Origin of the sequence: Burkholderia sp. 4M9327F10 (assembly GCF_005503145.1) — a bacterium.
Taxonomy (GTDB): domain Bacteria; phylum Pseudomonadota; class Gammaproteobacteria; order Burkholderiales; family Burkholderiaceae; genus Paraburkholderia.
Genome location: NZ_SCNV01000018.1, coordinates 1 through 13,034 on the forward strand (window position 1 = coordinate 1; position 13,034 = coordinate 13,034).

Annotated in this window: 11 protein-coding genes; 5 read left to right on the plus strand and 6 right to left on the minus strand. The window is 61.7% G+C overall.

Going from position 1 to position 13,034, the window contains the following annotated elements; all coding sequences use genetic code 11:
* Positions 1-333: 333 nt before the first annotated feature.
* The 3 genes from FFS45_RS17865 to zwf form a co-directional block, all read right to left on the minus strand.
* Positions 334-2,250, minus strand: coding sequence for a bifunctional transcriptional regulator/glucokinase (locus tag FFS45_RS17865; RefSeq protein ID WP_137955960.1), 1,917 nt, complete (start codon positions 2,248-2,250; stop codon positions 334-336).
* On the minus strand, positions 2,228-2,932 hold the full coding sequence (pgl, locus tag FFS45_RS17870; protein WP_137955961.1) for a 6-phosphogluconolactonase: 705 nt from the start codon (positions 2,930-2,932) through the stop codon (positions 2,228-2,230). Before pgl ends, FFS45_RS17865 begins: the two co-directional genes overlap by 23 nt.
* Positions 2,933-3,121: 189 nt before the next feature.
* On the minus strand, positions 3,122-4,582 hold the full coding sequence (gene zwf, locus FFS45_RS17875; RefSeq protein ID WP_137955962.1) for a glucose-6-phosphate dehydrogenase: 1,461 nt from the start codon (positions 4,580-4,582) through the stop codon (positions 3,122-3,124).
* Positions 4,583-5,086: 504 nt separating this feature from the next.
* Between zwf and FFS45_RS17880 the strand changes: the two genes are divergently transcribed.
* The 4 genes from FFS45_RS17880 (at position 5,087) to ugpC (ending at position 9,506) form a co-directional block, all read left to right on the plus strand.
* Complete coding sequence (locus tag FFS45_RS17880; protein WP_137955963.1) at positions 5,087-6,334, plus strand: ABC transporter substrate-binding protein; 1,248 nt, start codon at positions 5,087-5,089, stop codon at positions 6,332-6,334.
* 149 nt (positions 6,335-6,483) lie between these two features.
* On the plus strand, positions 6,484-7,425 hold the full coding sequence (locus FFS45_RS17885) for a sugar ABC transporter permease (RefSeq protein WP_137955964.1): 942 nt from the start codon (positions 6,484-6,486) through the stop codon (positions 7,423-7,425).
* Positions 7,415-8,272 carry a carbohydrate ABC transporter permease gene (locus FFS45_RS17890; RefSeq protein WP_137955965.1) on the plus strand — a complete coding sequence of 286 codons (858 nt, stop codon included), beginning with the start codon at positions 7,415-7,417 and terminating at the stop codon, positions 8,270-8,272. Before FFS45_RS17885 ends, FFS45_RS17890 begins: the two co-directional genes overlap by 11 nt.
* Before the next feature lie 115 nt (positions 8,273-8,387).
* The gene (gene ugpC, locus FFS45_RS17895) at positions 8,388-9,506 is read left to right on the plus strand and encodes a sn-glycerol-3-phosphate ABC transporter ATP-binding protein UgpC (RefSeq protein WP_137955966.1); all 1,119 of its coding nucleotides are present in this window, start codon (positions 8,388-8,390) and stop codon (positions 9,504-9,506) included.
* Between the two features lie 103 nt (positions 9,507-9,609).
* Here ugpC and FFS45_RS17900 read toward each other — a convergent pair whose 3' ends face one another.
* Positions 9,610-10,503: an alpha/beta hydrolase gene (locus tag FFS45_RS17900; RefSeq protein ID WP_137955967.1), complete on the minus strand. Its 894-nt coding sequence runs from the start codon at positions 10,501-10,503 to the stop codon at positions 9,610-9,612.
* A 131-nt stretch (positions 10,504-10,634) separates the two neighbouring features.
* Here FFS45_RS17900 and FFS45_RS17905 point away from each other — a divergent pair, with 131 nt between their 5' ends.
* Entirely contained in the window at positions 10,635-11,522 is an 888-nt protein-coding gene (locus FFS45_RS17905) for a LysR substrate-binding domain-containing protein (protein ID WP_137956073.1), read from the plus strand.
* 20 nt (positions 11,523-11,542) lie between these two features.
* Here the strand turns inward: FFS45_RS17905 and FFS45_RS17910 are convergent, their stop codons facing one another.
* Both FFS45_RS17910 and FFS45_RS17915 read right to left on the minus strand, forming a co-directional pair.
* On the minus strand, positions 11,543-12,163 hold the full coding sequence (locus tag FFS45_RS17910) for a trimeric intracellular cation channel family protein (RefSeq protein ID WP_137955968.1): 621 nt from the start codon (positions 12,161-12,163) through the stop codon (positions 11,543-11,545).
* A 13-nt stretch (positions 12,164-12,176) separates the two neighbouring features.
* A complete protein-coding gene (locus tag FFS45_RS17915) occupies positions 12,177-12,935 on the minus strand; it encodes a Smr/MutS family protein (protein ID WP_137955969.1) in 759 nt (252 codons plus the stop codon).
* Between the last annotated feature and the right edge of the window lie 99 nt (positions 12,936-13,034).

The window sequence follows — 13,034 nt, forward strand, 5'->3', positions numbered from 1 at the left end:
ACCATTTGCTGCGTAGCTGTGTGGCCCCGGTTTCCCGAGCATACCCATCCGCGACGCACGAAGTGCGGAGTGGGGTGGATGAGCGCTGTGCCACGAACGAGGGTGGTGCGAGGGCGGGTCTTGTCTTGGGCCGTTCCCGGTGGCGGACCTAGATGGCTCACTACAAACTGGCGGTGTGAGCCCGCTTTCTTTTGCCTACTTTTCTTTGCGGCGGCAAAGAAAAGTAGGTGCCGCCCCGCACAGGGGCAACGCTAATAGACCGATAAGACAACAAGGAAAGGCCAACACCATAAGAACAACCAAACACCAACCCGCCGCAAGGCAAAAAAAACCTCAATCCCGAGCCGAAGAAGCCGCCCCATGACTAAGCCAATCGAGCACAGCGGTAGCATCATCATCCGCGCCACTGCGCGCCTTGGCGACAGCCTCAGCCACATCCTCATTAGGCACGGCGCGCCGAATCGCCACGCCAACAGCAAGAATATCAATCATCACGAGATGCAAAATCCGCGAAATCATGGAAAGCTGTGATTCACGAATCTCAATATGATCAGTCTCAAGCGCCACAGTGGCCCGCTTAGCCAACGGCGTATTGCTAGACGTAATAGCAATCACCTGCGCTCCAGCCTGCATCGCCACATCCAGCACTCGCAGCAACTCAGGCGCACGCCCTGACTTCGACACCGCAACAATCACATCGCCCTTGCCAAGCAGCGCCGCCGACGCTGCCTGCATATACAGATCGCCATAAGCAATGGTCGGAATCCCAAAGCGGAAGAACTTGTAGTGCGCATCCTGAGCAACAATATTCGAATTGCCAAGCCCGTAGAACTCAATGCGCCGCGCGCCGTTCAACAGATCGATCGCCCGTTCGACATGCTCGAAGTTCAAATGCTCGCGCAACTGCAAAATCGCCGAGATCGTGTTGTCCAGCACCTTCGCGCCGAAGTCCGTCGCGGTGTCGCCCAGATGCACCTGGCTGTGGCTCACGGGAATCGTCCCGGTCAGCCCCGTCGCCAGCTTCAGCTTGAAATCGGACAAGCCCTGGCAGCCCAGCGAGCGGCAGAAACGAATCACCGTCGGCTGGCTCACGTCGGCCTTGCGCGCAATGTCCACAATCGGATCATTGATGATCGAACGCGGATGATTCAACGCCAGATCCGCCACGCGGCGCTCTGCCGGCGTCAGCGCGTCGCGCATCTGGCGGATCCGCTCGAACACCGCGGAAGAACTGCCGCCCGCGCGGTTCGACAACTGCTCCGCCAGAATCGCCGAGACGCCAAGGAACGCCGGATACTCCGCCGTGATCACATACGTCGGCACATTCTGCAGATACGTCTCGAAGCGGCCCTTCGCCTCGAAGCGCTTGCGGAACGACGAGCGTGCAAAGAATTCGCCAAGGCGAGGCACCACGCCGCCGCCAATGTAGATGCCGCCCAGCGCGCCAAGCGTCACCGCAATGTTGCCCGCGAAGGTGCCGAGAATGCCGCAGAACACATCTACCGATTCCGCCGCCAGTGGGTCACCGTCGAGCGCGCGCTTGACCACCTCGGAGGTGTCGAAGCCGGCCGCCACGCGTTTCTTGTCGCGTGCTGCCAGTGCCCGGTAAATCACCTCGATGCCAGGGCCCGCGCAGACGCGTTCGAACGATACGTGCGACCACTTCTTGCGGGCGTACTGCAGCACCAGATCTTCGCGTTCGTCCGCCGGTGCGAAGGTGGCGTGACCGCCTTCGCTGCCGAGTGCAATCCAGCGATCGTCGGCGGGAATCAGGCCGGAGACGCCGAGGCCCGTGCCCGGGCCCAGCAGGCCGATCACGCTGTTGGGCCGGCGTGCGCCGCCGCCCACCTGAACGCGTTGCGAGTCGGTCAGGCCCGGCAAGGCCATTGCCAGTGCCGTAAAGTCGTTGACGACCAGCAGCGTGTCGAAGCCCAGCGCACGGCGCGTGGATTCGATCGAAAAGGTCCAGTCGTGGTTGGTCATGCTCACCTGGTCGCCATCGACCGGGTTCGCAATCGCAATCGCCGCATGGTTCACGCGGCCAATCCTGGTGTCCTTCAGATACTTCTTGATGACCTCGGCGACGCCCGGGTAGTCGGCGCACGGGTACACCTGCACCTGGCCAATCTCGCCCGGCCCCGTCTCCAGTGCAAAACGCGCATTGGTGCCGCCGATGTCGGCTAGCAGCCGCGGTCCGTCGGCGTGCTGGCCCGCGCCCGGCACAGCGTTATTTTTCACACCAGTAGACATCGAGTCTCACTCCCTTGTCGTTTGCCAGCTTTGAGATGGCATTTTTTTGTGGCGCAGCGGCGGCGGCATTCAGCACGTCCAGCTTGCGCGGTCCTGCAATCAGCAGAAACAGGCGGCCCATCTGCTTGAGCGCGGACATCGACCAGCTCACGCGCGCATGCGGCGCGCTGCTCGGATGAACCGCGACAAAGCGTTCGGATGTCGTGATGGCGAAGTCCCACTCCGGCGCGTCCGCGAAGATCGACGCCGTGTGGCCGTCCTCGCCCATGCCGAGCACGGCCACATCCGGCAGCGTGCGGCGCGGGTCGGCGTTCAGCGCGGCGACGTGCGCCTCGAGCGATTGCGTGGTGTCGACCAGCGGCCAGAATTCGGCGCCTTGCGCGGCGTTCTGCAACAACGCCTCGTGCGCAAAACGCGAATTGCTCGCGCTGTCCGTTTCCGGCACCCAGCGGTCGTCGACCAGCGTCACGGCAATGCGCGCCCAGTCGAACGGTTGCGTGGACAAGGTTTGCAGGAACGGACGCGGACTGCTGCCGCCCGACACTGCAAGCGTTGTGTGGCCCGCGCCAGTGGCGGTCGCGGCTGCCCGAGCGGCGAGGGACGCGTGTAAAGCGTCGCCCACCGCCTTCGCCAGCGCGTCGGATTGGGCGCGCGGGTCGTCGAAAGCGTGAAGCTCGATCACTTCTCCTCCGTACTGCTTTTTTGTTGGGTCTGCGGAATATGCCGTCACGTCCGGCAACGCCTGCCTGCGGAACTTCAGTGCCGCTGCGGCCATTGCCATCGCTGTGACGGCGCCACCCCGTTCAGTCCATCGGTGTACTGCATGCGGTAGACGCGGCGCGGTCTTTCAATCGCGCCGCGCCGCCGCCATTCAGTTTTCTTCTTCGAGCCAGTAGGTGCCGTGCTGCGCCAGCATCGCACTCGATGCCGCGGGCCCCCATGTACCGGCTGCGTAGGGCTTGGGCGGCCGGTTCGCGGCTGCCCATTCGTTCAGGATCGGTTCGACCCAGCGCCATGCCGCTTCCTGCTCGTCGCGCCGCACAAACAGCGCGAGGCGGCCGTTGATCACGTCGAGCAGGAGGCGCTGGTAAGCCTCCATCTGGCCTTCGCGGAAGAACTGGTCGAACGCGAGGTCGAGGTGGACGCTGGCCAGGTTCATGCCCTCGCCGGGCTGCTTGGCGAGGCAATACAGACGAATCGTTTCATTCGGCTGCAGGCGGATCACCAGCCGGTTCGCGCCCGGACGCAAGGCCGTTGGCCCAAGCGCCGAATGCGGCACGGCACGGAAGTTCACCACGATCTCTGCGACGCGATCGGCCAGACGCTTGCCGGTGCGCAGGAAAAACGGCACGCCGGCCCAGCGCCAGTTTTCGATTTCCACCTTCAGTGCAACGAAGGTCTCCGTATTGGAGTTCGACTTGACGCCGGGCTCGGTGGCATAAGCCGGCACCGGGTTGCCGCGGATCACGCCCGAATGATACTGGCCGCGCACCGCCACCTTGCCGATGTCGCGCGGGTCAATGGGCTTTAGCGCACGCAGCACACGCAGCTTTTCGTCGCGTACGGAGTCCGAATCCATCGAATGGGGCGGCTCCATGGCCACAATCGAGAGCAACTGCAGCAAATGGTTCTGCACCATGTCGCGCAGCGCGCCGGTATTGTCGTAGAAGTCGCCGCGCGCTTCCACTCCCAGTTCTTCCGCAATCGTGATCTGGATGCTCTCGACCCACTCGCGGCGCCACAGCGGTTCGAAGAGGGCATTGCCGAAGCGCAGCGCCAGCAGGTTCTGCACCGGCTCTTTGCCAAGGTAGTGGTCGATCCGGTAGATCTGTTCTTCGGCGAAGATTTCGCCCACAGCGTCGTTGATCGCGTTGGACGACTTCAGGTCGTAGCCGAGCGGCTTTTCCAGCACGATGCGCGCGTTCGTGTTCAGGCCGACAGCGGCGAGCGCGCGGCAGATCGGTACGAACAGCGACGGGCCCGTGGCGAGATAGAACACGCGGATGCCCGGCAGGCCGGCAACCGCATCGCGCAGCAGCGCGAAGTCTTCGGGTTTGCCCAGGTCGAGCTTTACGTACTGGATGCGTTCAAGGAAGCTGGCCCAGGCGGTCTCGTCGAGACCGTTCTTCGAGACATGCGGCTTGACGTGTTCGTTGACCCAACTGATATACCCATCGCGGTCTTCCTCGTGCCGCGCCACCGCCACGATCTTGCCGGCTTCGGCCAGCATGCCTGCACGGTGTGCTTCATACAGTGCCGGGAGGATCTTGCGCATCGACAGATCGCCGGTTCCGCCGAAGAGAACGAAGGTGAAGCTTGAGTCCGTAAACATGAGTCTCCGTCGATGTCCAGGGGCCGCCCGGAGCGACCGTAGTCCGATAAAATTTTTTTTGACACTGAATTGTAGTTTAACTACAATCCAAATCAAGAGGTAGCGCTAAATCGATGAAAAAAGCGTGCGCAGCGAGGCAAGATGCGCGTTTTCCCGAATCGGCAGGCGTCCCCTGCATGTTAATGGACATTGCGTTTCTGCACGTGTTGGCTGCCTTGGTGGCGCACGCCGCAGCGCGGGTGTCAGGGTTAACGTGTGAGGTACCTCGAGTCTGCCGCGCGCGACGCGGGCAGGCAAAAATCAAAAGAGGAGACAGTCAGTTGCATCCCGAACCACTCATCTTCTGAGCTTCCAGCGGCCGAACGTCGGCTCGCCGGCACATGCCCGCGCATGCGCTTGCCCGAAGCTCGATCGCCCAGTGTTTTGCCTGTTTGAACCAACCACAGCACCCTGGAGAATCAGGGGCCATTCGTTTTTTGTTCAGGTGTCTGGAGGAGATAAGCAATGAAATTCCGCGCGATCATGGGCGCTCTGTGCGCCGCAGGTCTGATGTGTGGCGTGTCCGCAGTGCAGGCTGCCGAGTCGATCGAAGTGCTGCACTGGTGGACGTCCGGCGGCGAATCGAAAGCCGTCGGCGTGCTGAAAGATGACATGCAGAAGCAGGGGTACACCTGGAAGGACTTCGCGGTTGCTGGCGGCGCAGGTGCGGCGGCCATGACGGCACTCAAGACGCAGGTGATCTCGGGCAATGCGCCGAGCGCTGCGCAGATCAAGGGTCCGCTGATCCAGGAATGGGCGGAGCAGGGCGTGCTGGTGCCGATCGATTCGGTCGCGGGTGACTGGAAGAAGAACCTGCCGCCGCAGATCGACAAGATCATGCACGCGGACGGCCACTACGTCGCAGCGCCGTTCTCGGTGCACCGCGTCAACTGGATCTGGATCAACAAGGCAGCGCTGGACAAGGTGGGCGCCAAGGCCCCGACCACGTGGCCGGAATTCTTTGCGCTCGCTGACAAGCTGAAGGCTGCCGGCATCCAGCCGGTCGCAGCCGGCGGTCAACCGTGGCAAGACCTGACGCTGTGGGAAGACGTGGTGCTGTCGCAAGGCGCTGACTTCTACAAGAAGGCGCTGGTCGACCTCGACCAGAAGACCCTGACGTCGCAGCAGATGGTCGGCGTGTTCGACACGGTCCGCAAGATCGAGTCGTACATGGATAACGGCCGTACCGGCCGCGACTGGAACCTCGCAACGGCCATGGTCATCAACGGCAAGGCCGGCATGCAGTTCATGGGCGACTGGGCGAAGGGCGAGTTCGCGAATGCGAACAAGACGCCGGGTACGGACTATGTCTGCGCACCGGTGCCGGGCACCTCGAAGGCTTACACGTTCAACGTCGACTCGTTCGTGTTCTTCCAGCAGAAGGGCGCGAAGGACGCCACGCCGGGTCAGCTGGCGCTGGCCAAGACGATCATGAGCCCGGACTTCCAGGAGCAGTTCAGCCTGTACAAGGGTTCGATTCCGGTTCGTCTGGGCGTAAACATGGACAAGTTCGACGCTTGCGGCAAGCAGTCGTACGCGGATGAGCAAACGGCCATCAAGGCCGGCGGTTATGTTCCGTCGCTCGCGCACGGTATGGCTCAGCCGGATGCAACGGCTGGCGCCATCACCGACGTCGTGACGAAGTTCATGAACTCGGACCAGGATTCGAAGAGCGCAGTTGAAGCGCTCGCGAAGGCTGCGAAGACGAAGTAAGTTCAGTAGCACGGCGCCCGGTTGCGACTCCACGCGCCGCCGGGCGCTTCTCTTGAGCACGAAGATTTACCCAGAGTCACAGCCTATGCCGGTTCAGCGTTGCGCATTGCGTGCGCAGTGGCGGGTGGCACAGTTTCAGGAGTCGAGTAGTGACTGCTTCTCTTAGCGGAAACGGGAAAGCCACGGCCTCCGTGACCCGCCGCACGTCGCCCATGGCGGCGCTCGCCGACCGCTGGATCCCGAAGCTGGTGCTTTCTCCCAGCATTGTGATCAGCCTGGTCTTCGTTTACGGCTTCATTGTAATTACCGGCTATCTGTCGCTGTCGAATTCGCGACTGATGCCTCGCTACGATTTTGTCGGCCTCGACCGCTATCGCGAGCTGTTCGATAACGATGTGTGGTGGACCTCGGCCGCCAATCTCGGCTGGTTCGGCATTCCGTTCATCGCAATCTGCGTAGGTCTGGGCCTGTTCCTCGCCATCCTGCTCGACCAGCGGATTCGCAGCGAAGGTGCGTTGCGCGCGGTGTTCCTGTATCCGATGGCACTGTCGTTCATCGTGACCGGCACAGCGTGGCAATGGATTCTCAACCCCAATCTCGGCATGCAAAAGGTGCTGCACGACTGGGGCTGGACGAGCTTCCAGTTCGACTGGCTGGACAATCCGGATCGCGCGATTTTTTGTATCGTGATCGCGGCCGTCTGGCAATCGACGGGCTTCGTGATGGCGCTGTTTCTCGCCGGCCTGCGCGGTGTGGATGCGGAAATTTTCAAGGCGGCACAAGTGGACGGCGCAACGCTGCCCACCATTTACCGCAAGATCGTGATTCCGAGCATGCGTCCGGTGTTTTTCTCGGTGCTGCTGATTCTCTGCCACATCACGATCAAGACCTTTGACCTGGTTGTCGCGTTGACAGCGGGTGGCCCAGGCACCTCGTCGTCGCTGCCGGCCATGTTCATGTACACGTTTTCGTTTAACCGCGGGCAATTGGGCGTCGGCGCAGCGTCGTCGATGATGATGCTCGCAACCGTCGTGGCCGTGCTCGTGCCGCTGATGTATATGGAATCGAGGAGCACGCGTAATGCAGCCTAAGATGACGATCAGCCGTGCCGTCATTTATGCGGCCTTGATTCTGTTTGCGTTGTACTTCCTGTTCCCGCTGTACGTGATGCTCTCGACGTCCTTCAAGGACATCGATCAGTTGCGCACCGGCAACCTGCTGACGCCGCCGTCGCATCCGACTTTCGCGCCGTGGATCAAGGCATGGAGCCAGGCCTGTACCGGCGTGCGTTGCGACGGCATGGAACCGTTCTTCATGAACTCGGTGCGCATGGTGATTCCGGCCGTGCTCATCTCGTCGATCATCGGCGCGTTTAACGGCTACGTGCTGACGCACTGGCGCTTCCGTGGCGCGGACGCGCTCTTCACGATGCTGCTGGTGGGCTGCTTCATTCCGTTCCAGGCCATTCTGCTGCCGATGGCGCGCTTTGAAGGCTTCCTCGGCCTGTCGAACACGGTGGGCGGCCTGGTGCTGGTTCACGTGGTGTACGGCATTGCGTTCACGACGATGTTCTTCCGCAACTTCTACGTCAGCATTCCGGCTGAACTGGTGAAAGCGGCGCGCATTGACGGGGCAGGCTTCTTCCTGATCTTCTCGAAGATTCTGCTGCCGGTTTCGCTGCCGATTTTCATGGTCTGCCTGATCTGGCAATTCACGCAGATCTGGAATGACTTCCTGTTCGGTATCGTGTTCTCGGGTGTCGATTCGATGCCGATCACGGTGGCGCTGAACAACCTCGTGAATACGTCGACCGGTGTGAAGGAATACAACGTCGACATGGCAGGCGCGATTATCGCGGCACTGCCTACGTTGCTCGTCTACGTTATTGCCGGCCGCTACTTCGTGCGCGGCCTGACGGCAGGCGCAGTGAAGGGCTAACCCAAAACGATTGCCGCAGCGCGCCCGCGTGGGGCCTGCGGCGAACCGGCATCCGGCCTGCGCCGCCTGAGTGCGACGCACCTGAAGCTGTATCAGAGACAAGAGGATTCACAGCATGGCAAGCCTTTCCATCCGTGACGTGTACAAGACCTACCCGAACGGGGTGCCGGTCCTGAAGGGTGTCAACATCGACATCGAAGACGGCCAGTTCCTGATTCTCGTTGGCGGCTCGGGCTGCGGTAAGTCGACGCTGCTCAACATGATCGCCGGTCTCGAGACCGTGACGAAGGGCGAGATCCAGATCGACGGCAAGACGGTGAACAACCTGTCGCCGAAGGATCGCGATATCGCGATGGTGTTCCAGTCGTATGCGCTGTATCCGTCCATGACGGTGCGGGACAATATTTCGTTCGGCCTGGGTATCCGCAAGGTGCCGAAGCCTGAGCAGGCGCAGATCGTCGATCGCGTGTCGAGCATGCTGCAGATCCAGCATCTGCTCGATCGCAAGCCGGGGCAGCTTTCCGGTGGCCAGCGGCAGCGGGTGGCGATGGGCCGTGCGCTGGCGCGCGATCCGGTGATGTTCCTGTTCGACGAGCCGCTGTCGAACCTGGATGCGAAGCTGCGCATCGAGATGCGCTCCGAGATCAAGTTGCTGCATCAACGCCTTGGCACCACCATCGTGTATGTGACGCACGATCAGATCGAGGCGATGACGCTGGGCGACCGGATTGCCGTCATGAAGGACGGCGTGGTGCAGCAGTTTGGCGCGCCGCAGGAGATTTATGATTCGCCTTCGAACCTGTTCGTGGCCGGGTTTATTGGCGCGCCGCCGATGAACTTTATTCAAGGCAAGCTGGTGGAGCAGGGCGCGGGAGTGGGTGTCGAGATTGATACCGGGATCAAGCGCAGTGTGCTGAATCTGCCGTTCAACTCGCCCAAGGTTAAGGGACATGTGGGCAAGGAAGTGATTCTTGGCCTGCGGCCTGAGCGCATCACCGATGCTCGTAGCGCGCATAACGTTGATGATGCTCAACTGCAACCGATTGAAGTCAAGGTTGATGTGATCGAGCCGACCGGGCCGGATACGCTGGTGTTTGCCCAGGTGAACGGCAAGCGCGTGGTGAGCCGCGTGCACCCGGCTTCGAATCCGCAACCGCTGACGAACATGACGCTGCTGTTCGATGTGTCGAAGGCGGTGTTGTTTGATCCGGCTAACGAAGAGCGGATTGCGTAAGCGCTAGCTGACGCTTCGACGAAAACAGTAAAGCCCCGTGCGTTGTGAGACGCATGGGGCTTTGTCATTATTTGCGGCCCCTTTATTTGCGGCCCTTTTGCCGTCACGAACCCTGCCCGCAAAAATTCAAAATGGCACTGGCAACCTCATCCGGCGCTTCCCTCTGCGGAAAGTGACCCACGCCCTTGAGCACCACTCGTTGATACGGTCCAGCGAAAAAGCGCTCCTTACCCGCAGAACTATCCGGATGATTGCAGGCATCTGCATCGCCATGCAGAACGAGGCTGGGAACTGACAACACAGGAGCAGGATTCAGGCGCGCTTCGTCTTCCGCATACGCGGGGTCGCCAGCCACAAACCCCCATCTATGCCGGTACGAGTGCAGCACAACACTGGCCCAGTCTGGATTGTCGAACGCGGCGGCTGCCTGGTCGTATTCGTCCTCCGTGTACCAGTTAGCCGGGCACCACGTGTCCCACATCAGACGCGTAAAACCGCGTCGATCCTCTTCGACGGCGCGCTGTCCTCGCGGCGTGGCCATGAACCAGTGGTACCAGTAGTTGCGTGCTTGCAAGTAGGTCAGCGTCTGCTGCGGATCGTTCGTCCCATAGCCCACCGAAAGCATCACCAGATGAGACCCCGCGCCATCGCGCAAGCCGCTGGCGTTAGCCACGGCGCGCGCTCCCCAGTCATGCCCAATCAGAGCCGGCCGATGCACATTCAGGGCGTCGATAAATTCCAGCAGATCGCGCCCAAGCGCCGCGAGTTGACCGCTGCGTGGTGTGTCCGCGCTGCGAAAGCGCGTCGGTCCGAAGCCGCGCAAGGCAGGGCACAGGACCCGATAACCGGCATTTGCCAGATGCTCCGCGACCTGCTGCCAACCTTCCGGAGAGTCCGGCCAGCCGTGAACCAGAACCGCGGTGCGTTCTCCGGCCGGGTTCCACTCCAGGTAGCCCACGTCCAGCTGCGGCGTGCTTACGAACGAGTATTCCATGATCGCTTTCTCCTTCGACCAACGTCGAAGCTTGATTTCGAAGCGTTCAGATTAGGCTATTCTTGCTGGTCTATTCGTGAAGAATGTCGTGATATTGTTTACGTTTCAAAATGAATGCGGGTGCTATCGTGAGCATGGAATCGCGCGCTGCCGGGCTGGAGCTGGTCCTGTTAAGGACCTTTATTGAGGTCGTCGATACAGGCGGCTTTGCGCTCGCGGCGGAGCAACTGGCCCTGACCGCGCCAGCGGTCAGCGGCCATATCAAGCGCCTCGAACAGGCCGCAGGAACCCCTCTGCTGCTGCGCACGACCCGCAGCTTCCGGCTGACGCCGGCCGGCGAAATGCTCTACACGTACGCCCGCAACATCGTCAATCTGGAACGGGAAGTCCGCGCCCGGCTGCGCGACGCGCCGAGCACGGAGCGTCTGCGAATCGGTGCGTCAGAGGACTTCACCGGCGCGTGGCTGCCGGGTGTCCTGCAGATGTTCCGGCGCACGCACCCCGGAGCTTTCGTGGAACTGAAAGTGGGCGTGACGGCCGATCTGGTGAGCGACCTCGAGCGGGGCCACTTCGACGTTGTGTTTGGCAAGCAATGTTCGCGCACACCAGGTAACGGGACGCTGCTCTGGGGCGAGGAACTGGTCTGGGCATTCGACTCTGGAACCGCCTTCGATCCCGGTGACGAGGTGCCCATTGCGGTCTTTCCCGAGCCCTGCGCCTATCGCGAAGCCGCTATCGCCGCCCTGAGCCACGCTGGGAAGCCGTGGCGTCTGGTATTCGAGAGCGGCAGCATGGCCGGCTGCCTGTCCGCTGCGCACGCGGGTTTTGCGGTGACGCCTGTGGCACGCAGTCAGCTACGCGACGGATTGCGTGTATTGACCGTCTCCGATGGAATGCCGGCGCTGCCCGATGTGCAGTTCTACGCATTCGCGAATACGACCTCGCGTGCGACTCGCGAACTGATCGCTGCGGTGGAGAGATCCGGCAGGCGCGCCCGGTTCCACATGCCTGCGCGTTGGTAGCGGTTGAAAGCGACCGCCGTTCAGTGCGGCAACCGTATGTTGAATTTGAACGTGACAAGCCGTGCCAGCAGGATGAAGCCGGTCGCAATCAGCACGCTATAGACGGTATCGAAGTTGAAGTAATCGAGCAGCAGATACAACCAGCAGCCGAGAAACGCACAGGTCGCATACGGCCGCGAGTCCTTCAGGATCAGCGGCACTTCATTGCAGAGCACGTCGCGAATCACGCCGCCGAACACGCCCGTCAGCACGCCGAGAATCACGGACGTGAACCAGGGCATCTGCGCGTCGAGCGCCAGTGACGTGCCGGAAATACTAAAGAGCCCCAGCCCGATCGCATCGGCTATCAGCAATACACGCTCCGACAATAGCCTCGAAGTCATCTTCAGCAGCATCGGCGCGAACAGCGACATCACAAAGATCGCGATCACATACTGCTGATGTTCGACCCAGTAAAACGGCCGTCGCTCCAGCAGCACATCGCGCACGGTCCCGCCGCCGAAAGCCGTCGCCATCGCCACCAGGAAAGTCCCAACCGCATCGAGTTGCCGCGTGCGTGCTTCGATAAAACCCGAGATCGCGTAGGCGAAGATCGCCAGCGCCTCCATGATGGTGAGCGCTAACGTGAGCCTTGGATGCATTAACGACGCCCCTTCAAGGCCTGGTATGGGGGGCTTGCGCCCCCGGCTGCAGCAACACGAGCACAGCACCGGCGCCACCGTCATGTGCTCTTGCCTGGCAAAACGCGATGACCTCTTCCTTCTGCACGAGCCAGGCCCGGACTTTGCCCTTCAGCACCGGCTCCTTGCCGACGGACCCGAGTCCCTTGCCATGAATCACCCGCAGACAGCGCAAGCCGCGCTTGCCCGACTCACGAATGAACTCGGCCAGTGCCTCGCGCGCTTCTTCACGGCGCATGCCATGCAGATCCAACTGAGCCTGCACGATCCACGCCCCGCGCCGCAATTTACGCACGACCTCCTGGCTTACGCCAGGCCGGCAGTACGAAAGCGTCTCATCGGTCTCGAGCAAAACTTCCGGATCAAACTCGTCTGAAATCGCCTCATGCAATACAGCTTCTTCGTCGAGCCTGGTTTGCACCGGCACAGGAGATGGTGGCGTCCGCGCGGGCGGCACTCGTGGCGGCGCCACTAGCGGTGCCACTGCGCCAATTTCCCGCCGGAACAGATCGGCGTCCGCCGACGCTTCACGTTGAACCTGGGCTGCCGCCGCACGTTCACGTTCGCGCCGCTCGGCATCGCCTTTCAGTGCCGCGCGCAAAGCGCCTAAACCGGCAAGGCCGGCGCCCGGCTCGACCTGCGGTTTGGCAGGTGCAGCCGGTGTCGGCGTGGGCTTGACGGCTGCCGAACGGGGGCGTTTCGGCTCGCTAGGGTGGGGCAGATTCTTCGCCATAACGGTGACAAGCGGTAGAGAAATCGATCTTCGCGAGCCCTGATTGCGAGCCGCGCCGTGTATCCAACCGTGCGCCGAATCCGGCGGGCGGGCAGATTC

Bases quoted from the DNA above. Each gene is read 5' to 3' on its own strand.
- FFS45_RS17865 (WP_137955960.1), bottom strand. From the start codon at position 2,250: ATGTCTACTGGTGTGAAAAATAACGCTGTGCCGGGCGCGGGCCAGCAC.
- zwf (WP_137955962.1), bottom strand. From the start codon at position 4,582: ATGTTTACGGACTCAAGCTTCACCTTCGTTCTCTTCGGCGGAACCGGC.
- FFS45_RS17880 (WP_137955963.1), top strand. From the start codon at position 5,087: ATGAAATTCCGCGCGATCATGGGCGCTCTGTGCGCCGCAGGTCTGATG.
- FFS45_RS17890 (WP_137955965.1), top strand. From the start codon at position 7,415: ATGCAGCCTAAGATGACGATCAGCCGTGCCGTCATTTATGCGGCCTTG.
- ugpC (WP_137955966.1), top strand. From the start codon at position 8,388: ATGGCAAGCCTTTCCATCCGTGACGTGTACAAGACCTACCCGAACGGG.
- FFS45_RS17905 (WP_137956073.1), top strand. From the start codon at position 10,635: ATGGAATCGCGCGCTGCCGGGCTGGAGCTGGTCCTGTTAAGGACCTTT.
- FFS45_RS17910 (WP_137955968.1), bottom strand. From the start codon at position 12,163: ATGCATCCAAGGCTCACGTTAGCGCTCACCATCATGGAGGCGCTGGCG.
- FFS45_RS17915 (WP_137955969.1), bottom strand. From the start codon at position 12,935: ATGGCGAAGAATCTGCCCCACCCTAGCGAGCCGAAACGCCCCCGTTCG.